This is a genomic window from Idiomarina sp. D18, assembly GCF_057748155.1.
On sequence record NZ_CM173240.1, the window covers coordinates 2,095,533 to 2,118,513 of the forward strand.

Annotated in this window: 24 protein-coding genes and 1 other RNA gene; 7 read left to right on the forward strand and 18 right to left on the reverse strand. The window is 48.2% G+C overall.

Annotated features, from left to right (window positions below; all coding sequences use genetic code 11):
- Positions 1-9: 9 nt before the first annotated feature.
- The 9 genes from mraY to rsmI all read right to left on the reverse strand — a co-directional run bounded on the left by mraY (position 10) and on the right by rsmI (position 8,943).
- On the reverse strand, positions 10-1,092 hold the full coding sequence (mraY, locus tag AC3AP5_RS10085; protein WP_287831041.1) for a phospho-N-acetylmuramoyl-pentapeptide-transferase: 1,083 nt from the start codon (positions 1,090-1,092) through the stop codon (positions 10-12).
- Positions 1,086-2,498 carry a UDP-N-acetylmuramoyl-tripeptide--D-alanyl-D-alanine ligase gene (locus tag AC3AP5_RS10090; RefSeq protein WP_487326653.1) on the reverse strand — a complete coding sequence of 471 codons (1,413 nt, stop codon included), beginning with the start codon at positions 2,496-2,498 and terminating at the stop codon, positions 1,086-1,088. The genes mraY and AC3AP5_RS10090 overlap by 7 nt, the downstream gene beginning before the upstream one ends.
- Entirely contained in the window at positions 2,491-3,948 is a 1,458-nt protein-coding gene (gene murE / locus AC3AP5_RS10095; RefSeq protein ID WP_487326654.1) for a UDP-N-acetylmuramoyl-L-alanyl-D-glutamate--2,6-diaminopimelate ligase, read from the reverse strand. Before murE ends, AC3AP5_RS10090 begins: the two co-directional genes overlap by 8 nt.
- A complete protein-coding gene (locus tag AC3AP5_RS10100) occupies positions 3,935-5,701 on the reverse strand; it encodes a peptidoglycan D,D-transpeptidase FtsI family protein (protein WP_272977426.1) in 1,767 nt (588 codons plus the stop codon). Before AC3AP5_RS10100 ends, murE begins: the two co-directional genes overlap by 14 nt.
- Positions 5,692-6,009 (reverse strand): cell division protein FtsL, encoded by a 318-nt coding sequence (gene ftsL / locus AC3AP5_RS10105; protein WP_006956777.1) that lies wholly within the window; start codon positions 6,007-6,009, stop codon positions 5,692-5,694. The genes AC3AP5_RS10100 and ftsL overlap by 10 nt, the downstream gene beginning before the upstream one ends.
- The gene (gene rsmH, locus AC3AP5_RS10110) at positions 6,002-6,949 is read right to left on the reverse strand and encodes a 16S rRNA (cytosine(1402)-N(4))-methyltransferase RsmH (protein ID WP_006956778.1); all 948 of its coding nucleotides are present in this window, start codon (positions 6,947-6,949) and stop codon (positions 6,002-6,004) included. The genes ftsL and rsmH overlap by 8 nt, the downstream gene beginning before the upstream one ends.
- Complete coding sequence (gene mraZ, locus AC3AP5_RS10115; protein WP_071463071.1) at positions 6,949-7,407, reverse strand: division/cell wall cluster transcriptional repressor MraZ; 459 nt, start codon at positions 7,405-7,407, stop codon at positions 6,949-6,951. The genes rsmH and mraZ overlap by 1 nt, the downstream gene beginning before the upstream one ends.
- Before the next feature lie 259 nt (positions 7,408-7,666).
- Positions 7,667-8,022, reverse strand: an RNA gene (rnpB, locus tag AC3AP5_RS10120) — RNase P RNA component class A.
- 45 nt (positions 8,023-8,067) lie between these two features.
- Positions 8,068-8,943, reverse strand: a complete 876-nt coding sequence (rsmI, locus tag AC3AP5_RS10125; RefSeq protein ID WP_286681503.1) for a 16S rRNA (cytidine(1402)-2'-O)-methyltransferase — start codon at positions 8,941-8,943, stop codon at positions 8,068-8,070.
- Between the two features lie 85 nt (positions 8,944-9,028).
- Between rsmI and AC3AP5_RS10130 the strand changes: the two genes are divergently transcribed.
- Genes AC3AP5_RS10130 through dolP form a run of 4 tightly spaced genes read left to right on the forward strand, consistent with a single transcriptional unit; the run spans position 9,029 to position 12,359 of the window.
- Positions 9,029-10,873, forward strand: coding sequence for a penicillin-binding protein activator (locus tag AC3AP5_RS10130; RefSeq protein ID WP_487326655.1), 1,845 nt, complete (start codon positions 9,029-9,031; stop codon positions 10,871-10,873).
- Positions 10,873-11,223, forward strand: coding sequence for a YraN family protein (locus AC3AP5_RS10135; RefSeq protein ID WP_006956784.1), 351 nt, complete (start codon positions 10,873-10,875; stop codon positions 11,221-11,223). The genes AC3AP5_RS10130 and AC3AP5_RS10135 overlap by 1 nt, the downstream gene beginning before the upstream one ends.
- 1 nt (position 11,224) lies before the next feature.
- Entirely contained in the window at positions 11,225-11,773 is a 549-nt protein-coding gene (locus AC3AP5_RS10140) for an SIS domain-containing protein (RefSeq protein ID WP_006956785.1), read from the forward strand.
- A gap of 1 nt (position 11,774) precedes the next feature.
- Positions 11,775-12,359 carry a division/outer membrane stress-associated lipid-binding lipoprotein gene (gene dolP, locus AC3AP5_RS10145; protein ID WP_487326656.1) on the forward strand — a complete coding sequence of 195 codons (585 nt, stop codon included), beginning with the start codon at positions 11,775-11,777 and terminating at the stop codon, positions 12,357-12,359.
- A gap of 21 nt (positions 12,360-12,380) precedes the next feature.
- On the opposite strand, the gene AC3AP5_RS10150 is transcribed toward dolP, so the two are convergent.
- The 8 genes from AC3AP5_RS10150 to zapE all read right to left on the reverse strand — a co-directional run bounded on the left by AC3AP5_RS10150 (position 12,381) and on the right by zapE (position 18,576).
- On the reverse strand, positions 12,381-12,830 hold the full coding sequence (locus AC3AP5_RS10150) for a ClpXP protease specificity-enhancing factor (RefSeq protein WP_287830236.1): 450 nt from the start codon (positions 12,828-12,830) through the stop codon (positions 12,381-12,383).
- 42 nt (positions 12,831-12,872) lie between these two features.
- Complete coding sequence (gene sspA, locus AC3AP5_RS10155) at positions 12,873-13,496, reverse strand: stringent starvation protein SspA (RefSeq protein WP_006956788.1); 624 nt, start codon at positions 13,494-13,496, stop codon at positions 12,873-12,875.
- A gap of 70 nt (positions 13,497-13,566) precedes the next feature.
- Positions 13,567-14,301, reverse strand: coding sequence for a cytochrome c1 (locus AC3AP5_RS10160; RefSeq protein ID WP_287830230.1), 735 nt, complete (start codon positions 14,299-14,301; stop codon positions 13,567-13,569).
- Positions 14,301-15,566 carry a cytochrome b gene (locus AC3AP5_RS10165; RefSeq protein WP_006956790.1) on the reverse strand — a complete coding sequence of 422 codons (1,266 nt, stop codon included), beginning with the start codon at positions 15,564-15,566 and terminating at the stop codon, positions 14,301-14,303. The genes AC3AP5_RS10160 and AC3AP5_RS10165 overlap by 1 nt, the downstream gene beginning before the upstream one ends.
- Positions 15,566-16,156, reverse strand: coding sequence for a ubiquinol-cytochrome c reductase iron-sulfur subunit (petA, locus tag AC3AP5_RS10170; protein WP_006956791.1), 591 nt, complete (start codon positions 16,154-16,156; stop codon positions 15,566-15,568). The genes AC3AP5_RS10165 and petA overlap by 1 nt, the downstream gene beginning before the upstream one ends.
- A gap of 252 nt (positions 16,157-16,408) precedes the next feature.
- Complete coding sequence (gene rpsI / locus AC3AP5_RS10175; RefSeq protein ID WP_071463062.1) at positions 16,409-16,801, reverse strand: 30S ribosomal protein S9; 393 nt, start codon at positions 16,799-16,801, stop codon at positions 16,409-16,411.
- A gap of 15 nt (positions 16,802-16,816) precedes the next feature.
- A complete protein-coding gene (rplM, locus tag AC3AP5_RS10180) occupies positions 16,817-17,245 on the reverse strand; it encodes a 50S ribosomal protein L13 (RefSeq protein WP_071463061.1) in 429 nt (142 codons plus the stop codon).
- 221 nt (positions 17,246-17,466) lie between these two features.
- Complete coding sequence (gene zapE, locus AC3AP5_RS10185) at positions 17,467-18,576, reverse strand: cell division protein ZapE (protein ID WP_487326657.1); 1,110 nt, start codon at positions 18,574-18,576, stop codon at positions 17,467-17,469.
- A 95-nt stretch (positions 18,577-18,671) separates the two neighbouring features.
- On the opposite strand from zapE, the gene AC3AP5_RS10190 reads away from it, so the two are divergent.
- The 3 genes from AC3AP5_RS10190 to AC3AP5_RS10200 all read left to right on the forward strand — a co-directional run bounded on the left by AC3AP5_RS10190 (position 18,672) and on the right by AC3AP5_RS10200 (position 21,729).
- Positions 18,672-19,112, forward strand: coding sequence for a Z-ring associated ZapG family protein (locus AC3AP5_RS10190; RefSeq protein WP_272977422.1), 441 nt, complete (start codon positions 18,672-18,674; stop codon positions 19,110-19,112).
- Between the two features lie 97 nt (positions 19,113-19,209).
- On the forward strand, positions 19,210-20,571 hold the full coding sequence (locus AC3AP5_RS10195; protein WP_487326658.1) for a DegQ family serine endoprotease: 1,362 nt from the start codon (positions 19,210-19,212) through the stop codon (positions 20,569-20,571).
- Positions 20,572-20,658: 87 nt separating this feature from the next.
- Positions 20,659-21,729, forward strand: a complete 1,071-nt coding sequence (locus tag AC3AP5_RS10200) for a trypsin-like peptidase domain-containing protein (RefSeq protein WP_272977420.1) — start codon at positions 20,659-20,661, stop codon at positions 21,727-21,729.
- Here AC3AP5_RS10200 and murA read toward each other — a convergent pair.
- Positions 21,723-22,979 carry a UDP-N-acetylglucosamine 1-carboxyvinyltransferase gene (gene murA / locus AC3AP5_RS10205; RefSeq protein ID WP_006956854.1) on the reverse strand — a complete coding sequence of 419 codons (1,257 nt, stop codon included), beginning with the start codon at positions 22,977-22,979 and terminating at the stop codon, positions 21,723-21,725. The genes AC3AP5_RS10200 and murA overlap by 7 nt on opposite strands.
- Between the last annotated feature and the right edge of the window lie 2 nt (positions 22,980-22,981).

Sequence of the window (22,981 nt, forward strand, 5' to 3'; positions counted from 1 at the left end):
ACTCTTGAGTTACCTCAGCTTCAAGGTTGCGAGACCAATAAGTACAAACATCAATGACAAAATCCAGAAACGTACGATTACGCGCGGTTCTGGCCAGCCTTTTAATTCGTAGTGGTGGTGAATAGGTGCCATACGAAATACGCGTTTACCGCGCAACTTGTAAGAACCGACTTGTAGCATCACCGAGAGCGTTTCCATGACGAATACGCCTCCCATGATGAAAAGCACGAGCTCTTGTCTGACTAAAATAGCAATCACACCCAGCGTTGCGCCGAGTGCTAATGATCCCACGTCACCCATGAACACCATCGCTGGGTAGGTGTTAAACCATAGGAAGCCGAGTCCGGCACCGACGATAGCTGCACATACGACTAACAATTCACCGGATAAAGGCAGATAAGGGATCTGCAGATACTCCGCGAAATTGACGTTACCCGACACATAAGCAAAAATGCCTAGCGCCCCGGCTACCATCACGGTTGGCATAATCGCTAACCCGTCCAAACCATCGGTTAGGTTGACGGCGTTGCTGGTGCCGACGATGACAAAATACCCTAAAAATAAGTACAACAGACCGAGTTGCGGCATCACTTCTTTAAAAAACGGCACGAGTAAAGCCGTTTCCGCAGGAATCTGGCTACTCCAATAAAGAAATCCGATTGCGCAACTGGCGATAATGGACTGCCAAAAGTATTTCCACTTGGCAATCAGACCTTTCGGATCCTTTCGAACGACCTTTCGGTAATCATCAACAAAACCAACGACACCAAAACCAACCACGACAAAAAGTGTGACAATCACGTATTTGTTTTCGAGATTGGCCCATAGCAGTGACGATGCCATGATCGCCGCTAGAATGAGTACCCCACCCATCGTAGGCGTACCGGATTTACTGAGATGACTCTCAGGTCCGTCATCGCGCACTGTTTGACCAATTTGCAGTCGCTGGAGCCTACGAATCAACCAAGGTCCCAACCAGACCGACAACATAAGCGCACTCAACACACTTAGAATCGCTCTTAGTGTGAGATAAGAAAAAACATTAAAACCACTTTCGAACTGAGTAAGATACTCAGCCAACCAAACTAGCATGCGTGCTGATCTCCTTGTAAACGAGCGCTTTCATAGTGTTCTTGTAACGCGTTAACAACACGCTCCATGTGTGAAGAGCGTGAGCCTTTGACCAACACTGTGACGTGTTCACTCACGGATCGTTGCGTAATGGTTTGTAAAATTTCATCCACAAGTGTCGCGAACGATGAAAAATGCTTGCCCCCACGACCATTGAAGACCTCGCTAGCACTTTGACTCAACACACCAAGCGTAAAGAATTTGCTGATGCCTGCTTGTATCGCGTGGTCGCCTACTTCTTCGTGATAAGCGCGTGCTTCTGCCCCTAGCTCCGCCATATCACCGAGTACCATGATAGTGGTGCCTTGATAACTACCCAGGAGATCGAGCGCTGCCTTTGTTGAGGCAACGCTGGCATTGTACGTGTCGTCGATAACAGTCACATTTTCGGTGAGTTGCATTGGGGTCAACCGACCTTTGACAGGTGCTACATTGGCAAGCCCGGTAGCGATTTCCTCGGCAGACATGCCCACTTCTAATGCTGCGGCACTGGCAGCCAGTGCGTTTTTGACGTTATGTAAACCGCTCAGTTGTAATGAAACCGTCCAATGCTGATCGTTAATGCTCAACTTAAATGTGGGCTGTCCCAAACTATTCAGTTCGATCTGACTCGCTCTTACATCGGCCTGTTCACTTAAACCAAAGGTTTGCAACCGCTTACCAGCACGGACGTTTCGCCAGCATGGTAAGTACTCACTTTCGTATGGAGTTATAGCGAGTCCTTCCTCTGGCAAGCCTTGAAAGATTTCAGTTTTTGCTTTGGCAACACCATGTACCGAACCGAAACCCTCAACATGTGCCGCGCTGACATTATTCAGAATAGCGACGTCAGGACGGGTTAATGACGTGGTGTAGGCGATTTCACCGGCATGATTAGCACCCAACTCGACCACCGCATATTGATGCTGAGCTTCTAAACGTAAAAGTGTTAACGGTACACCAATATCGTTATTAAAGTTACCCGCGGTTGCCAGCACGTTATATCGCTGACCAATGATAGCGGCGAGCATCTCTTTTACTGTAGTTTTACCGTTACTACCGGTGATAGCTATCGTTTTAGGAGCGACTTCAGCCTTTACTGCCGCCCCAAGCAGACCCAACGTATAACGAGTATCTTCGACGAGGATATGCGGCGTCTGCTCATCAAGAGGCTGTTGCGTGATAACGGCAATAGCTCCCCGCGCGAGCGCTTGCGAGATAAAGTCATGCGCATCAAATTGCTCGCCTTTAAGCGCAATGAAGAGTGTAGAATCGAGCGCGTCGCGCGTATCAGTGCTGACCTTATTGATAACCTGTTGTGGGTTACTCGCGCCGCGTAGCTCGCCATTGACCGCCATCGCTACCCACGCCAAAGACACACTAATCATCGTTCACCCCACTTATCCAGTCTTGCACAATCTGCCGTTCGTTGTAATCGATACGCTCATGACCAATCACTTGATAGTCTTCATGACCTTTGCCTGCCAGCAAAACGACATCATCGGGGGCCGCACGCTCAATGGTATCCAGTACGGCTTGGCGACGCCCCTCCATACTATGCACTTTGCGCTTGTCGGCAATGCCGGCCATGATATCGGCAATAATTTGTTGTGGTGCCTCGGTGCGTGGATTGTCGTCCGTTACCACAACACGATCGGCAAACTCCGCAGCCACCTGGCCCATTTGCGGACGTTTACCGCGATCGCGATCGCCGCCGCAACCAAATACGCACCATAGCTTGCCTTTACAGTGCAATCGTAGCGCTTGAAGTACTTGCTGTAAGGCATCGGGAGTGTGAGCGTAGTCAACGACCACCAAAGCTGAACTGCCTGCCTGAAATGCTTCCATACGGCCAGGCACGGGTGATAGGTGTCGACAATGTTGAGCGATGGCTGTTAACGATTGCTTCTGCGCCAGCATAATCGCCACCGCGCTCACAACATTATATACGTTGAACCGCCCTAGCAGCGGCGTAGAGAATTGTGCTTCGCGCCCCTCGTAAGCCAAAGTAAATGTCGTACCGTGCTCAGCAAAGGCAAGGTTGCTCACCTGAATATTCGCACGAGAATGACCTTGTAATGAAATTGACAGCCCATTGGAGGCACCCTCGAGCCAATCTCTCAAATACCGATCGTCTAAATTTATCACTCGGTGATTGAGCTCAAAGTCTTCAAATAGGCGCCGCTTAGCATCGACATAATGTGCCATGCTGCCGTGATAATCGAGATGGTCGCGGCTAATGTTAGTCGCGACTGCAGTATCAAAGCGCAATGCTTCAACGCGACGTTGGACCAGCGCATGCGATGATACCTCCATGGCGATGAAGTCAGCACCCTCTGCGACTAAGGTCGACAAGCGTTGCTGCACAGTTACAGCATCGGGGGTGGTGTGCTTTTCCGGCAACAGTTGACCAATAAGTCCACTGCCCGTCGTTCCAATGACGGCTGCGGTATAACCTAACTTTTCTGCCAACTGCGCAGCTAGGTGAGTCACCGAGGTTTTCCCATTGGTCCCCGTAACACCAATCAAAATCGCGTGACGCGATGGGTGATTGAAAAAGCGCCCTGCGATTTCAGATAGCTGCTCCTTTACGCCAGGCATAAACACACAGACAGCGCCGCCGTTTTCTTCGTATCTTAAGCTCGAGCCTTCCGCCAGAATCGCTCGAGCACCCGCTGCGATAGCGGTGTTGATATAATCGCGTCCATCGGTCACATAGCCCGGTACAGCGACAAATAAGTCGCCGTTGGCGACTTGTCGGCTATCCAATTTTATACCGCTGACCGCTACATTAGGAAACGTAATCGGCAACGGTGGTAGCAAATCACGGAGTTGCATCAGCACCTCCCATAAAGCCTGCTGCTTTCATTGGTTGAACTGTCATATCGTCGGGCGGCACGTTAAGTAAACGCATTGTTTGTGAGACAATACTGGAAAACACGGGTGCAGCTGCGGTGCCCCCGTAGTAATCGTCAGTACCGGGTTCGTTGATCGTTACGACGACGACAATTTCTGGATTGGATGCAGGCGCAATACCCGCAAATAACGCAACGTACTCATCTCCGTATCCGCCAGTTGCGCGCGCTTTTCTGCTGGTACCGGTTTTACCCGCTATACGATACCCTGGGACTTGCGCTGCAGTCGCCGTACCGTCAGATACCACACGTTCCATCATGTGCATGACTGCTCGCGTGTTATCGGGGTTAAAGACCTGTTCTGATTCTGGTTTAGACTCACGGCGAAAGACCGTAAGAGGCATATCTCGCCCGCCGTTGGCAATCATCGTGTAAGCCTTTGCCAGCTGCAGTGTAGTGACTGAAAGTCCATAACCATAGGATAGCGTCGCCAATTCAAAATCAGACCAGCGACGTCTTGTTGTCAGTAAACCGTAGCTTTCTCCTAATAGCGAAACGCCCGTATCAGAACCAAAGCCCGCATCAAAGTAAGTCTCTAATAACTCATCGACACCTAACTCCAGCGCCATTGTTGTCACGCCTACGTTAGAAGAATGTTCAAGCACTTCTGTTAAAGAAATTTTGCCCAAGTTACGATGATCGCTGACACGGCGTCCGCCGATACGCAACCAACCAGGGTTTGTATCGATAATATCACCCACCTTGTGAGTGCCATGTTCCAGCGCACTGAGGACAACGAGCGGCTTTACTGTCGAGCCAGGCTCATAGGCATCGGTAATCGCACGGTTTCGCATTTTAAAACTTTGCAAATCAGCACGATTATTCGGGTTGTAGGACGGGCTATTGACCATTGCCAACAGTTCACCTGTTTTTACATTGACCACCACAGCAGAACCCGAAGTTGCCTGATTGTAGCGCACGGCTTTTTTCAGCTCGGTATAGGCAGTTGCTTGGATCCGCTGGTCAATGCTAAGTGTTAATTGTTTAGGTGGCTGCGCATCTGTTTGACTAATTTCCTCAATAACCCGCCCTTGCGCGTCCTTGCGATAAACTCGCTTACCGGGCGTACCAGTCAAGTGATCGTCGTATAGTAGCTCAAGACCTTCCTGGCCTTGTCCATCGATATTAGTAATGCCCACCAAGTGCGCGCTAATTTCGCCAGTGGGATAGTAACGCCGTGACTCTGTTTTTAAATAAACGCCCGGAATACTGAGCTGCCGAACATAATCAGCCTCGCTCGGCGATACCTTTCTTTGCAGATAGACAAAGCGACGCTCAGGATTATCAACTTTTGCGACGAGTTCATCTCGATTCATCCGAAACGTTTCCGCAAGCGCTTGCCAACGGCGCTGATCAGCAAGCGCGCCGCTTTCTGCAATACGCTTCGGATCGGCCCAAACCGTTTCTACTGGAACACTCACCGCGAGCTCGCGGCCATTGCGGTCAACGATCATGCCGCGTTGCACGCCTAAGCTATCGGAACGCAGACTACGCAGATCACCTTGTAATGAGTACTGTTCTGGGTTGATCACCTGAATATAGGCGGCACGCGCAACCAAGATACTGAATACGAAAAATAGCACGCTCAACGCTGTAATGAAGCGCCAGCGAGCACCCGCCGGATTCTGCTTCTTAACGTTACGTTGGTTCTTTTTGGGTGCGCGCTTTATTGCCATGGCACTAGCACCTCATGTTTCGCATCGACGTCAATCATACCCAGTTGCTCTTGGGCGATTCGTTCAACTCGGCTATGTTCTGTGAGTGCTGTTTGTTCGAGCACTAAATGACGCCACTCGCGATCAATTTTATCTTGCGTCGAAAGTAATTCATCCCGCTCACTGGTCAACAGCCGGTTCTGGTGAGCGGTATATATCACTGTGAGTGCCGAGCCAATCACAGCGATCGCTAATAAGATGACCCACTTAAACCGCATTAAATCTTGCAGCAGCATAATAGGCAACGAAGGATAGCGTGTCTTAACCATGTGCTAGCCTCCGTGCGATACGTAACACCGAACTTCGTGCGCGTGGATTCAATTCAAGTTCTGCCGCACTGGGTTTAATCGCTTTACTTTCCAGTGCTAAACGACGATCTTTATTCAGTTCAGCCTCAGTAATCGGTAGTCCCGGCGGAACTTGTTTGGGTTGGCTATGGGTACGCATGAAGCGCTTCACGATGCGATCTTCCAGACTATGAAAACTGATGACGACCAAGCGACCGTCCTCTTTTAACGCAGTCAAAGAAGCTTCTAGTGCGTCCTCGATTTGCTCCAACTCACGGTTCACATGTATACGAATCGCTTGAAAGCTGCGTGTCGCGGGATGCTTATGCTTTTCCTTAGATGGTACTAAACGGCCAATCAACTCAGCCAACTGGCGAGTTCGAGTAAACGGCTTTTGCTCCCGATCATGAACAATCGCCCGCGCAATTTTGCGCGCAAAACGCTCTTCGCCGTAGGTTTTCAATACATAGGTAATATCATCTTCTTCGGCGTAACTAAGCCAGTCTGCGGCGGTTTCGCCACGACTGCTATCCATACGCATATCTAGTGGTCCGTCGCGCATGAAACTAAAGCCACGCTCAGCATCATCAAGTTGTGGGGATGAGACGCCAAGATCGAATAAAATACCTGTAACTTGGTGAGCAAGCTGTTGTTGTTCAATGATGTGCGCGAGATCGCTAAAGGGAGTGTGGATAATACTGAAGCGCTCATCATCTGCCAGCGCCTGGGCTGACGCTATTGCCTGTGGGTCTTGGTCAAGGGCAATGACACGCCCTTTAGGGGATAACTTGCTGAGTAACGCACGCGTGTGACCGCCACGACCGAAGGTGGCGTCTATGTAGATCCCATCAGGGTCCGTCACGAGTGCGCGAATGGACTCCTCGAGGAGAACTGAAATATGCGGTGCGTTTTGTTCAGTCATTAAAGTGAAAAATCTTCTAGTCGTTCATTTAACTCAAAGTCACCTTCTTGCTCGACCTTGAGATCCTCTGCAATCTGTTGCTGCCAAGCCTCTTCTGACCAAATTTCAAATTTATTCAGTTGCCCAACTAGCATCAGTTTTTTCTCTAACCCTGCATGCAAACGCAGCGGCGAAGAAATAAGTAAGCGACCATTTTTATCCATGTCACAATCATCAGCGTGGCCCAGTAAAAGCCGCTGCAAGCGTCGCTCGGTGGGGTTCATGCTGGATAACTGTGTCAATTTTTTCTCGATGACCTGCCATTCTGGTAATGGATACAACAACAGGCACGGCTGTTTGATATCAATGGTGCAGACCATCTTACCGTCACAGTCGATCGACAGCGCATGACGATACTTGGCGGGTATAGCCAAGCGTCCTTTACTGTCCAAGTTTATTGTTGTTGCACCACGAAACATGATGTCACCTGATCGTTGCGATCCACAATTATCCACAAATCCCCACAATGTTACAGTCTAGGTAGATAAGATTCCCACTGTCAAGTTTTATCACGCGGCTAAACACGCTTTTACACAGGCTTTGCTAGTATCGAAGGGTCGCTTGAGTGCTAGTAGGAAATGCAGCTATCTTGAGAAGCATAAGAACGGGATCAGTTAACTGAATGATAATTATAAATTAATTAGAGATTATAACTGGACGGTCGATAAAGAAAGGAGGTGAAGAAGCCCGCCGATAAGCCGGGTTTTGTCGTGGACAATCATTCATCTAGTAATACGGTTGCCCGTATTCTCAAGCAGTCTACCCGGGTTCAACGCGGGCCGCGCCAACGAACCCCTATTTGACCTTGCTCCGAGTGGAGTTTACCGTGCCGCGTGCTGTTACCAGACGCGCGGTGCGCTCTTACCGCACCCTTTCACCCTTACCTGAGCCGCAAGCGGCCATCGGCGGTTTGCTCTCTGTTGCACTAGTCGTCAGCTTTCACTGCCCAGGCGTTACCTGGCACTCTGCCCTATGGAGCCCGGACTTTCCTCCCCTTACCGAAAACGATAAGCAGCGATTGTCTGGCAGGCTTCTTCAGGCGGCGATTCTACGCATTTAGCCAACGCTATACAAATGTTTTAGTCGTCTGACTGAGCAATCGCCCATTGGTAAAGTGCATTTTTGCGGCCGCCATAAAGTTCAGCTGTCACCGCGGCTGCTTTTTTCAGTGGCAGGTGCTGCATTAATAGGGTAACCGCGCGTTGCTGCTCGGCGCTGGGTTGATCTTCCTGCACGGCTTCCTTCTCGACGCCACCGATCATCAATACCATCTCACCGCGCTTTTGGTTGCTATCTTCATGCATCTGGGCAAGCAATTCAGTCGCGGTTCCGCTCAAATAGGTTTCATATTGCTTTGACAACTCGCGGGCTAATACCACATCACGTGTTGGCAAGATGTCGGCGAGATCTTCAAGGCATGATTCAATCCGGTGCGGGCTTTCATAAAACACAACAGAACGGGTTTGATCGGCTAGGTTTGCAAACGCCTTTTTACGCGCCGCAGATTTGGCAGGCAGGAAGCCCTCAAACATAAATTTATCCGTTGCGAGGCCAGAACCGGCAAGTGCTGTTACAAACGCACAGGCACCTGGTAACGCAACCACGGGTATCTGTTCTGCGCGACATTCGCGCACAATCAGGTAGCCGGGATCACTGATGAGCGGCATGCCGGCGTCACTGATCAATGCAATATTTAAACCTTGCTTCAGCTTTTCAATCAGTTGTCCCGCTCGACTACTCTCGTTGTGTTCGTGCACTGACAACACCTGCGTACTGACATTGTATTGTTGTAATAAAGGTCTACTATGGCGTGTGTCTTCCGCAGCAATTAGGTCAACCTGCTGTAAAATAGTCACCGCTCGCTCGGTCATATCTGCCAAGTTACCGATTGGGGTTGGCACAATATATAGCGTTCCTAAGCTTTGCGATGACTTTTCACTTGGTTGCTGTGACATGGTGATTCCGTTGTGTTGTAATTCAAGTAGCGACTTATAGTATCATTTAACTTTAAACACGTGATAATTTTGCTGGGCGGTGAGAGTGAACGAATTATTTCAATCAAGAGAGCGAGTGCTGGCGAATGCTGTCAGACTTATCACTATTGCGTTGTTGACTGCTTTGCTCGCGAGTTGTGCGCAGACACCAAAACGTGCGTCTCAAACACCCAGCTCATCGACTGATCAAGCCGTCATCACCCCGGCAAATAAAAGTGACTCATTAACCGCTGAACAATGGCTCGAGCGAGCTCGGCAACAAACAAATGCAGCAAGTCAACAAATGATGCTTGTCGAGGCGTCATTTGCCTATCAAAATCAAGGCGATTATCAACGCAGCGCGGCCTTGCTGTCTCAGTTAGAGACCCAAACCATGCGCCCGTCTGATAAACGTTTGTATGCACTGGCTTTAGCACGTTGGTATCATCATAACGGTGAATGGCAATCTGTCATAGAGCAACTCAAACCGACGCTTAATCAGTTTACCGATCGTCAGCTAAAGCGGACTGCATTATTATTAATCGCGGACGCTCACCAGCAGCTACAGCAGTTTTGGCAAGCGCTCAGTTATTTAGATGAGGCATATCAAACCGACCGTGATATGAATATCCAATCATTGTGGTCGGTGGCTCGCCAGGTACCGTCAGAGCAACTGCCAGCACAGCGTCCAACACGCACCAGTTTGGCTGGGTGGTGGCGTTTAATTGAAGGCACTCATGGCGCAACGTCTGCTGCTGATTTTAAGCGTTCACTTGAACAGTGGCTTAATGCCTACAGTCAGCACTATGCGCATGTATTTGTGAGTGACTTTTTGGCCAATAATGAGTTTAGAAACGTTAAAGAAATTGCTGTATTGCTTCCTTTATCGGGTAATTATCGGCTTCAGGGCGAAGCAGTGCGTGATGGAATCATTGCTTCCGCCGCAAAGCTTAATGATATACACATACGCTTTTATGATACCGAAGCGCAAGACTTAACTGCGATTCAAAACCGTTTATTATCGGAACTCCCTCAGGCAATTGTGGGTCCGTTACTCAAAAAAAATGTCAATGCGTGGATACAACAACCGATGGTCGGTGTCACGCAAGTCTACCTTAATCAACCCGAACTTCCCGACAATACGATTTTACCCAGTGGTCATGTCACCTTCGCACTCGACAGCGAGACTGAAGCGGCACAAGCAGCACAATACATTGCTAATACCAAAGAGCTAAACAGCATTGTCTTTGCTGCCAAGAGTAGCGCCGGCACCAAGATGGTCAATGCCTTTACACAAAGCTGGTCGGCTGATCAGCGTGAAGTTGAACCAAGCTGGTATACAAGTACCGAGGAAATGCAATCGGCAGTCGAACATGCGCTTGGCGTTGCTGCGAGTGCCGACCGTATCCGTGGTGTGAAGATAGCAGCCGGTAAAATTATCGTTGATGCGCAAGAGCGCAGCCGCGGTGACGTGGATGCAATTTACATTGCAGGCAACCTTGAGCAAGCACGTCTGTTAAAGCCGTTTATTGACGTGAATTTGTCGCCCTTTGCCCCTCCCGCCGATGTTTTCGCGAATTCAGCAATCCATCGTGTTGCCAATCAACAAGGTGACAATGACTTACGAGGTATCGTCTTTACTGAGGCACCTATCCTTGTACCGAATCAACGCCCATTCCCTATCAACACCTGGTTACAACTTCACCGCAACGCCGACCTCAATGATGCTCGTTTAGTCGCTATGGGCCACGACAGTATGTTGGTATTAGAGCAAATTGACTCGTTGCAGTGGATGCGTGGGAAGTCCGTTTCAGGTATGACCGGTAGACTTTCCATACACTTAAATAATATTCACCGTCAGATGACTTGGGCTAAATTAACGCCATCAGAGGTCAAGCTCATTAAGCCCTAATGTCAACAAGAAAACGTGGATTAGAAGGCGAGTCTCAAGCAAGCCGATACTTGCGACAACAGGGACTCGTCATCGTGCAACATAATTTTCGAGTCCCCTGTGGTGAGATCGATATTATTTGTCGTGATAGCGATACGTGGGTATTTGTCGAAGTCAAACGCCGCCAAAATAGCGATTTTGCATCGATACTGGAACAAATAACGACACGCCAATGTCAACGTATTCGGCGAGCAGCTCAATACTTTTTAGTTGAGCAAACAGTAAATGAGTACCTTGCCAAGATGCGCTTTGATATTATTACGATAAATGATAGCCAAGTTACGGTTGAATGGTATAAGGACGCTTTTTAGAATGAACGAAGAACGCATCAAGGCGCTGTTTACCGAGAGTATACAAACACAAATTTCTGCCATTGAGAGTTTATCTGAGCATATTGAAGACTGCGTCGACTTACTGGTCAATAGCCTACTGGCGGGACAGCGCTTATTTGTGTGCGGCAGTGGCGCGAGCCACATGTTAGCTGAACATTTTGCACGAGTAATGAACATCGGTTATAAAATCGAGCGCCCGGCCTTCCCGGTGGTTGCACTTAACCACTATGCGCAAGCACAAGTGGCTTCCTTAGCTCAAGCGGGCGACTTGCTGCTGGTCTTCGCTACACGCGAGAGCGACGACTCTGCGCTAATTGAAACGATGGAAACAGCGCTTAGTCGTAACATGATCATGATTGCTATTACAGGTCAGCAAAATGACATGGTCTCCGGCCTATTAGGCGCAAGTGATTTGGAGCTTCAGATTCCATCACTGAATGAATCTCGGGTACTGGAACAGCAGTTATTGATTAGCCAATGTATTAGCGAGTTGGTCGAAAATACAATTTTTCCTCAGGAGCACGATTAATATGATTCCTCACAAACACGCTGTTCGCCTGTTATTAGTTGCCGGTCTGAGTATTTCGGTATTGCAAGGATGCGCGGTGGTCGCAGTGGGTGCGGCGGTAGTCGGGGTATCATCGGCGACTGATCCTCGCACGCTAGGCACTCAATTAGACGATCAAGCGATCGAAATGAAAACCAATGCAAAACTCGGTAATGACAAGCAACTCGAGAACTATCGCATTCGAGCCATCAGCTATGGGAAGCAAGTGTTGTTGGTCGGACAGGTCGATACCGAGACGCAACGCGAGCGCGCTGCCGAGGTGATTGCGGATACCAATGGCGTAGAGCGCATATTTAACCAGATTCGCTTAGCGAGCAAAGCCGGAATTGCAACCCAAGCAAGCGACACTTGGATATCGAGCCGTGTGCGCATGAAGCTCATTGCTGATGACCAGGTGGATGCTACTGACATTCAGGTCGTAACTGAAAATGGTGAAGTTTTTCTACTCGGTATTGTCGACGATTCAGCGGCTGATAGAGCCGTCGACATTGCGCGAAATATTGACGGTGTACAAAAAGTCGTAAAAGCATTTAGTAGAGCGCGATAAGCGCTCTACTCACTCTTATCACTACTTGATCACTTTAAGGTTTGGTTTCTTCTTATTGGTGCTTTTACTTGCACCTTTCCCAGACTGTGAGCCTTCTACCGTATCAAAAGACGTTTGCGGCTCGTCATTCGACTCCTCGGATTCTGGCATCGCATCAAGTTGCGGTTCAGCTTCAAACATTGCACCTGCGCCGTTTTCCCGAGCATAAATCGCGAGCGCAGCAGTCATCGGTACGATGACCTCCATCGGTTGACCGCCAAAACGAGCATTAAAGCGAACCTCAGTATCCATTAACTGAAGGCCCACAACCGCTGTCGGTGAAATATTAAGAACAATTTGTCCATCTTGAACAAATTGCTGAGGTACCTTTGTGCCCACAATAGTGGCGTCAACGACCAAATGCGGTGTCAATTGATTATCGACGATCCAGTCATAAAGCGCCCGCATCAAGTAAGGACGCTTGGGTGTCATATCACTTAATTCCATAACCACTCCAATTGAAGGTTAAAAGAATTATAAACGCGCTATTTCGCGCTCTACATCAGTCAGTGACTCTTGAAACGTCTTGCGCTCAAACACACGACCCATGTAAGCTTTTACATCTTTCGCACCTTGTCCGGTTAGTTCGATACCATAGCTTGGTAAACGCCACAATAACGGCGCTAAGTAGCAGTCGACTAAACTGAACTCTTCGCTCATAAAATAAGGCGTGTCAGCAAAAATAGGTGCTAACGATAAAAGCCCCTCGCGTAACTCTTGGCGCGCTTGGTTATCACCGGCCATAATCTTGTCTGCCAAGGCGTACCAATCGCGTTCAATTCTATGCATCATCAAGCGGCTTGTGCCTCTTGCGACCGGATAAACGGGCATCAATGGTGGATGCGGAAAACGCTCATCGAGATATTCCATAATAATGTGAGCATTATAAAGAACAAGCTCACGGTCCACGAGAGTGGGTGTCGCATCAGGATAAGGGTTAAGCTGCATCAAGTCTTCAGGGCGATCATCACCGCTGACAAAACTGATTTCTACGCCAACACCTTTCTCCGCTAATACCAAGCGAACTTGGTGGCTCTTAAGATCGTTCTTGCTGGAATATAACGTCATTACTGAACGTTTATTTGCTGCAACCGCCATGTATTTCTCCAGATAATTTCAACAGCAAAAGGGTGGCAAGCCACCCTTTTTTACTGAGCTCGAGCTCCGCTTACTTAAGATCTTTCCAGAACTCTTTCTTCAGCAACCAAGCTAAAATGGTGAACACCAACAAGAAACCAAAAACGAACCAGCCCATACGGCGTTGTTCAAGTTTCATTGGTTCACCCATATAGACCAAGAACGACGTAAGGTCGAGCATTGCCTGGTCATATTCACTCTCAGTCAAACGGCCTTTACCATCGGTTTTCAAACCGACATAAACCTTTTTCATCTCACCATCGATACGGCGTTCTTCATAGGTTTTTTCTGGTAAGCCTTGTAACTCTTGTAAAACGTGCGGCATCCCAACGTTAGGGAAAACCGAGTTGTTCACGCCAAACGGACGACTATCATCGCGATAGAAAGAACGTAAGTACGTGTAAATCCAGTCAGGACCGCGCACACGCGCTACGTTGGTCAAGTCAGGTGGTGGATTACCAAACCATGCGCCCGCTTTTTCTTCAGACATATTGTTGGTAATTAGGTCACCCTCTTTTTCACCCGTGAATTGCAAGTTCTTCTGACCGACTTCCTCAGGAATACCCAGGTCTTCGAACATGCGGTTGTAACGCGCATATTGAAGCGAGTGACAACCCAAACAGTAGTTCATGAACAACTGTGCACCACGTTGTAAAGACGCTTTGTCGTGCAAATCGACCTTTGCTTCATCAAGCGGCACAGTCGGTCCCGCCGCAAATACGAGCGACGGGATAAATGTAACAAGAGCGATTAGTAATTTTTTCATTATGACGTCACCCTTTCTGGTACCGGCTTGGTCTTCTCACGCTTACTATAGAAAAACAGTAAGACGAAGAAAGCGAAGTATAAGAACGTAAATATCTGCGCAAACATAGTTGAAGTTGGCGTTGCTGGCTGAGTTCCTAAGTAACCTAAGACCAAGAAACTGACTGAGAAAACTGCCAAGTTCAACTTGTGCAAGATAGAGCGATAGCGAATAGAACGTACGCGACCGCGGTCTAACCATGGCAATAGAGCCAGTAGCACAATCGATGCAAACATTAAGATTACGCCAAATAATTTATCAGGGACCGCACGCAAAATTGCGTAGAACGGTGTGAAGTACCAAACAGGCGCAATATGTTCTGGTGTCTTCAATGGGTTTGCCGGCTCAAAGTTCGGTGGCTCAAGGAAGAAACCGCCCATCTCTGGCATAAAGAAGATCACATAACAGAACAGGAATAAGAAAATACCGATACCGACCAAATCTTTTACGATGTAGTACGGGTAGAACGGAATCGCATCCACAATGTCGTATTTCTTAGTGAAACGCTCGTGAAACTTGAATTTCGGTTTTTCTTCATCCGGAACGGAGCCTTTGGGCTTCTTAATCGGCACACCATCGGGGTTGTTAGAGCCCACTTCGTGCAATGCGATGATATGCAAGAATACAAGAATCACCAGCACTAGCGGCAAGGCAATCACGTGAAGCGCAAAGAAGCGGTTCAAGGTTGCGCCAGAAATCACGTAATCACCACGGATCCATAGCGTCAAGTCATCACCAATCACCGGAATCGCACCAAACAGTGAGATAATTACCTGCGCACCCCAGTATGACATTTGCCCCCAAGGTAACAAATAGCCCATAAATGCTTCGGCCATGAGTACCAAGAAGATAAACATGCCAAATAACCACAATAATTCACGCGGCTTTTGGTACGAACCATAAAGCATACCGCGGAACATATGCAGATACACAACGATGAAAAACGCGGATGCCCCGGTTGAATGCATGTATCGGAGTAACCAGCCGTAATCGATGTCACGCATGATGTACTCAACGGACGCAAATGCACCCTCTGAGCTTGGCACATAGTTCATGGTTAACCAAACACCGGTGAGTATTTGGTTGACCAATACGAGCATCGCCAAGACGCCAAATAGGTACCAGAAGTTGAAGTTTTTCGGAGCAGGATACTGTGCAAGGTGGATATTCCAAGTTTTAGTCATTGGAATACGTGCATCGATCCACTCAACGAATTTATTAGCCATTATGCTTGCCCCTTATCTTCGCCGACCAAGATCGTGTTGTCGTCAACGTAATAATGTGGCGGCACAACCAAGTTTAATGGTGCCGGAACACCCTGGAAAACACGTCCAGCGATATCATAGGTCGAACCGTGACACGGACAGAAGAATCCTGACTCAACACCTTCTACGTGCTCTTCCATTTCTTTGGGTAAGTAGCTCGGAGAACAACCTAAGTGAGTACAGATACCAACAGCTACGAAAAATTCTTTTTTAATTGAACGATATTCGTTAGCGGCATATGAAGGTTGTTGTGGCTCTTCAGAATTAGGGTCTCGAAGACGGTCTTCATGGGTTTTTAGGCCATCAAGCATTTCTGTTGAACGACGAACGACCCATACGGGCTTGCCTCGCCATTTAACACGAATCATTTGACCCGGTTCTGCTTTCGCGATGTTAACTTCGACCGGTGCCCCGGCGTTCTTTGCCCTCGCGCTCGGATTCCATGATGCGATAAAAGGAACGGCGACACCCACCGCTCCGGCACCACCAACGACTCCGGTCGCGACCGTCAAAAAACGACGGCGGCCTTTATCTACAGGCGCATTGCTCATCCATTTACTCTCCAGTTGGACGCTCCGCGATCCATGGCCGCGAAGTCGGGAATTAGCTGCTGCGTTATCCGCCTATACGGATTACAAAAAATGCTCAGAAATGATAAAGAAAACCCACATGTTTTACAAGTGATTCGCGGTGTATGGCGCGTGTTGCTGTCACAACAAGCGTTTACATTCGTAAACAGAGGTTCACTGGCTAGCAAAAATAAAAAAGCCCAGCAAATGCTGGGCTTTCCGTAAAACGTAAACTTAACGTTTTGAGAACTGTGGACGCTTACGCGCTTTGTGTAAGCCCACTTTCTTACGTTCAACTTGACGAGCGTCACGCGTAACGTAGCCTTCTTTACGCAAGGTAGAGCGTAGGCCTTCGTCATATTGCATCAGTGCACGGGTAATACCGTGACGGATTGCGCCCGCTTGACCTGTTGTACCACCACCGCTCACGGTGATGTAAAGGTCGAACTTCTCAGTCATTTCTACTGCTTCAAGTGGTTGACGAACAACCATTTGTGCAGTTTTACGACCGAAGTAATCTTCCAACGCACGTTGGTTGATTTGGATGTTGCCGCTGCCCGGACGCAAGAATACGCGAGCAGTTGAGTTTTTGCGGCGACCTGTACCGTAGTATTGATTATCTGCCATAGTATGCTTGCTCCGTTATAGATCCAGTTGTTTAGGTTGTTGAGCAACGTGGTTGTGCTCAGCACCTGCGTACACTTTCAGTTTACGGAACATGGCACGGCCTAGAGGTCCACGAGGCAACATACCTTTTACCGCTTTCTGAATTACCATTTCAGGTTTCTTAGCAATCAGTTTTTCAAAGCTGATTGATTTGATACCACCCGGGAATCCAGTGTGCGAGTAGTACATTTTGTCCTGAGCTTTGTTACCGGTTACAGCAACTTTCTCAGCGTTAACGATGACGATGTAGTCACCTGTGTCAACGTGAGGCGTATACTCAGGCTTATGCTTACCACGCAGGCGGCGAGCTACTTCGGTAGCCAAACGACCTAACGTTTTACCTTCTGCGTCAATTACGTACCAGTCGCGTTTTACCGTTTCTGGTTTTGCTACAAATGTTTTCATTTTGAAAAAACCTAATTTTAAATGTTCACGGACAGTAATTCCGGGCTTCCCCGCGAATCACAACAATAAAAAAATGATAGAAATCATTAGTTTATTTGCTGCAACCATGGGCTAACGAGATGTTAACGCCATGGACTGTAACGTGGGCTGCGCGGATTATAGGAAAAATGCGCTCAAAGATCACGCATTTTTTGAAATTTCTTACCGATTCACTGTGCCATTTATGCGCGGTGCGCCAGTGCTAAATATTCTTCACTTTGCATTTCTTGCAAACGACTCACACAGCGGCGAAACTCAAAACTTAATTGCCCTTCGCTATACAGCGAGTCAATGGGCTGTTGCGCGGATAGAATCAATTTAACTCGGCGCTCATAAAATTCGTCCACCAACGCGATAAAGCGACGCGCAACGTCATCGTTGTGACGGCCCATTTGTTCGACATTCGAGATAATGACGGCATGATATAACTGCGCAAGTTCCATGTAGTCGGTGTGGCTACGCGCTGTCTTACAAATATCTGGGAAGTCGAAAAAGACAACATCATCGCATTCCGCACGCACTCGAATCGATCGTCCTTCGATTTCAACAGCGTGGGACTCAAAATCACACCCCTTTTCCGGCGCTAGGTTATGAAAGGACTCTACCAACCTTTGGTCAGCTTGGTCATCATTAGGCACATGAAATAGCTTTGCTTGCGTCAAAGTGCGTAGGCGATAGTCGATCCCGCTATCAACATTAACCACAGCACAATGCTGCTTAATTAATTTTATTGCCGGAATAAATCGTGCGCGCTGTAACCCATTTTTGTATAGGTCGTCGGGTACGATATTGGATGTTGCAACGAGTATCACTTCGCGCTCAAAAAGATACTCAAATAGTTTGCCGAGTAACATAGCATCCGTAATATCCTGTACAAAAAACTCATCAAAACAGATGACATCAGTCTCCGCAGCAATGCGATCGGCTACAATAATCAGTGGATCTGATTTTTGCTGTAATTGCTTGAGTTCGTTGTGTACCCGCTGCATGAATCGATGAAAATGCAGGCGCCATTTTTTCTTAATCGGCAAACTTTCGTAAAAGGTATCAACTAAATAGGTCTTGCCACGACCGACCCCTCCCCAAAAATAGAGTCCTTTAGGGGGACGTACGGGCTTACTAAACAGCCTTTTTATTAGCGACCGTTGCTTATTTTCCTGCCACTCGATTAACTCATCATAAAGGCGCTGTAACTGCGTAACCGCGTGCTCCTGCGCTTCATCATAACTAAAATCTTCGCGTTCTAAGTCTTTTTTATAACGCTCAATTGGCGTAAAGCACGGGTTCGACACTACCACTTCACCTCAGTTACGATTATCCTATAGGGCATGTATTTTATCACGATGCCCTGAATCAGCAATGAGTAGGGTCAGTCTAGGAGTTAGGCATGGATTGGTTAATTGGTATTTTATTGGTCGCAGTCGGCGCAATTATTGGTTTTTTTGTCGCACGTTACTTGTTTGGACTTCGCAGTGGCGGCGATCTTGAAGAGCAGGTCGAAAAAAGTCAGAAGCAGCTCGCTGATTATCAACGCGAAGTCGCCGAGCACTTTGCAACCGCCAATGCGTTGGTTGAACAACTCGAAGAAACACAAGACAAACTTAAAAACTATCTAGCGCACAGCGCTGACTTACTGCAAAAAAACGAAGCACAAAGCGATTTGCCATTCTTTTCTGAGGACACAATGCGTCAATTGCGGGTGGCAAGTAGCATGAATAAAGATTACCGTTCGACGCACAGCTCAGAAGAAGCCAACCAAGTTCCTAAAGATTACACCGATCAGCGTAGCGGTTTGTTTACTGAAAATGAGTCCAGCAAACGCGATTAAATATCTTGAAACATTTTAACAGTGAACTCATTTAGTAACTCGGCGGTCATAATGGCTGCACACGGTTGTAAAGTTACTACTAGGAGTTCGTAACACGATGAATAAATTAATTGTAGGTCTCACACTAGCCGCTTTAACCGTTGGCGGCTTTTCTCAAACCGCACAAGCTGGCATTCCATTTTTCGGCGCAGATGACGAAAAACCAACGTTAGCACCGATGCTCGAGGATGTTACTCCCGCCGTCGTTAATATTTCTGTCAAAGGTAAACGTGAAGTACGCCAACGGGTCCCTGACGCGTTACGTTTTTTCTTTGGTCCCAATGCTCCGAGCGAACGCGTTCAAGAGCGTCCATTCCGTGGACTCGGTTCAGGAGTTATCATTGATGCAGACAAAGGTTATGTAGTTACCAACAATCATGTCATCGATGATGCCTCTGAAATCGTTGTGACACTGAAAAATGGTCGTGAATATGATGCCAAATTAGTGGGCCGCGACGAACAAAGCGATATCGCACTGCTGCAAATTGAGGACGCCGAGGATCTTACTGATATTGAGATCGGTAAGTCGTCAGAATTACGGGTGGGCGACTTCGTCGTTGCTATCGGTAATCCTTTTGGTCTTGGACAAACTGTCACATCCGGTATTGTCAGCGCCCTTAGTCGTGCCAACCTCGGTATCGAAGAGCTTGAGAACTTTATCCAAACAGATGCCGCAATTAATAGTGGTAATAGCGGTGGTGCGCTAGTAACGCTCGATGGCAAATTGATTGGTATCAATACAGCGATTTTAGGTCCTAATGGCGGCAACATCGGTATCGGTTTCGCAATCCCAGCGGATATGATGCGTAACCTCGTGCAACAATTAATCGAGTTTGGTGAAGTACGTCGCGGCGTGTTAGGCGTACGCGGAAACGACCTCAACTCAGATATTGCTGATGCACTTGATATTAGTGTGTCAGAGGGCGCATTCGTTGCCGAAGTTGTACCTGAGAGCGCAGCCGACAAGGCCGGCATTCAGTCGGGAGATGTCATCGTGTCTGTTAACGGTGATGAGATAGCAAGTTTCCAAGAACTAGGCGCTTTAATCAGTACCCTAGGGTCGGGAACGAAAGTCGATCTTGAGTTGATCCGTGATGGTGAACGCCAAGATGTGCAGGTGACGCTTGATGCGCAAGATACCGAAACTTCAGCTCAGTCGATACACCCGGCTTTAGAAGGCGCGACCCTTGAAGCTGACGGTTCCAACGATGGTATTCGCATTACTGAAGTAGAAACGGGGTCACCCGCCGCGCGAATTGGACTTGAAAAAGGTGATATCATCAAAGGCGCTAATCGGCAACCAATTAGTAACTTAGGCGACCTGCGTGAAGCGATTGACAACGCGGGTGATGTGGTAGCGCTGAGTATCCAACGTGGGAATAGTGTACGTTACTTAATGTTACGTAACCCCGCATCTTAGTCGCGCGTTTTAGTTTCAAAAACTTACATCAAAGTGACTTCAGTGATAAGCTGAAGTCACTTTTTTAATTAACGGACCGCCTAACTTATGAGCTCTATCAAGTCACTCGTTCGATTCCTTTACCAATCGGTAGGTTTAGGCTTGGTCGTTGCTGCCATTATTTTTCTCATCCAGCCATACATACAAAATGGCGGTCCAAGTCAATTTAATTTAAATAAGAATGATGAGGTTGCGAGTTTTAACCAAGCCATCAGTCGCGCAGCACCTGCCGTCGTCAATATATATAGCTTGGGTGAAAGTGAGCGCTCACGCTATTCGTCTCAGTCAAATTCACGTCTGTGGCGTTTAGGCTCGGGTGTCATCATGAGTGATCGTGGCTACATCATCACCGCCAATCATGTAGTGGAAAATTACGATGAAATTCAGGTGGCATTGCAAGATGGACGGCGCTACGAGGCGCAACTGATTGGAAATGATACTTACACCGACCTCGCCGTACTCAAGGTCGAGGCAGATAACCTACCCGTCATTCCGACGATGGGCGAAAGACCCATAAAGGTAGGGGATATCGTGTTTGCCATTGGCAATCCGTATAATATCGGGCAAACGATTACACAGGGTATTATTAGTGCCACGGGGGGACGAGTTGGTATCACCGGCTCAGCCTATTCCGACCTAATACAAATGGACGCGGTCATCAATCAAGGCGCATCAGGTGGAGCACTTATCAATAGCAAGGGAGAGTTAATCGGTATCAATAATGCTCGATTTAACTCGGCGTTTGGTGACACCGTTGAAGGTATCTACTTTGCAACGCCTTATAATACGGTCAAAGAGATCATGCATACCCTCATTACAGAGGGTCGCGTCGTGCGTGGCTATATTGGTATTCAAGTTAACCCGAATTTCAATCTACAAAATGCGGCTAACGGAATTCTTGTGACGCAAGTTGAGCCCAATAGCCCAGCTGATCGAGCGGGTTTGCAAGTCAATGACTTAATCACGCAAATTGGCGGTTCACCGATTTTCTCGGCAACGGAAGGAATGGAGCGCGTTGTTAAAAGCCGGCCTGGTACACAGTTGAAAATCGAATACGTACGTAATGACGAAACGCGAACCACAACATTAACTGTTGGGTCCGCGCGTCAAATTCAGTGAATTCGCTGAATATCTGCACCGAGCGCTTGAAGCTTAAGCTCAATACCTTCGTAGCCACGATCGATATGATAGATGCGTTCTACGAGCGTTTCCCCTTGAGCAACCAAACCGGCAATCACCAACGAAGCAGAAGCTCGTAAATCGGTACACATCACTTCTGCACCAGTCAGAGTCTCTACCCCATTCGAAATAGCTGTATTGCCCTCGAGCTCAACATGAGCGCCCATACGGCGAAGTTCAGGAATGTGCATGAAACGGTTTTCAAAAATCGTCTCTCGCACCCACCCACTTCCCGACGCAATGGCGTTCAACGCGCAAAACTGAGCCTGCATATCAGTTGGAAATGCTGGGTGTGGAGCAGTAATAATAGTGACGGGCTTAGGCCGGCCCTGACTACGAATACGGATCCAATCAGTTCCCTTTTCAACCGTGCCTCCGGCCTCGGTAAGCTTCTTGAGCACCGCATCTAAGGCACTCGGATCGGTATGACGACAAGTCACATCGCCTCCTGTTGCTAACCCTGCAACAAGAAACGTACCGGTCTCAATACGGTCTGGCATCACAGAGTAATGGCCACCGTGTAAGCGTTCAACGCCTTCAATCGTAAGCGTATCGGTCCCCTCACCTGTAACCTTCGCACCCAAGTGATTCAAAAAGCGCGCGAGATCAATAATTTCGGGTTCGCGGGCGGCGTTTTCAATGCGCGTCGTGCCCTCAGCAAGCGCTGCTGCCATCATCAGGTTTTCCGTGCCTGTCACACTCACGGTATCCATCAGAATGTCTGCTCCTTTTAAACGCCCATCAACGGACGCTTTTATGTAGCCATTTTCGACCACAATTTGAGCTCCCATCTGACGCAAGCCCTCGATGTGTAAGTTTACCGGGCGAGCACCAATGGCACAGCCGCCAGGCAATGACACTTCAGCCTTTCCGACTTTCGCTAACAAAGGACCGAGCACTAAAATGGAGGCACGCATCGTCTTCACGAGCTCATACGGGGCTACATGCTCCGACATTTCTGCAGGTTCGATGGTGACTTCGCCATGCTGGAGTTCCGAGTGGGCTAACCCCAGCTTTCCAAGTAACTTAAGTGACGTTTTTACATCCTGAAGCAAAGGAACATTCGAAATAGTAATTGACTCGCTACCCAATACCGTTGCTAATAATATTGGCAATGCGGCATTCTTAGCGCCAGAAATAGTCACTTCGCCGTGTAGCGGACGCCCGCCTTTAATTAAAAATTTGTCCATGA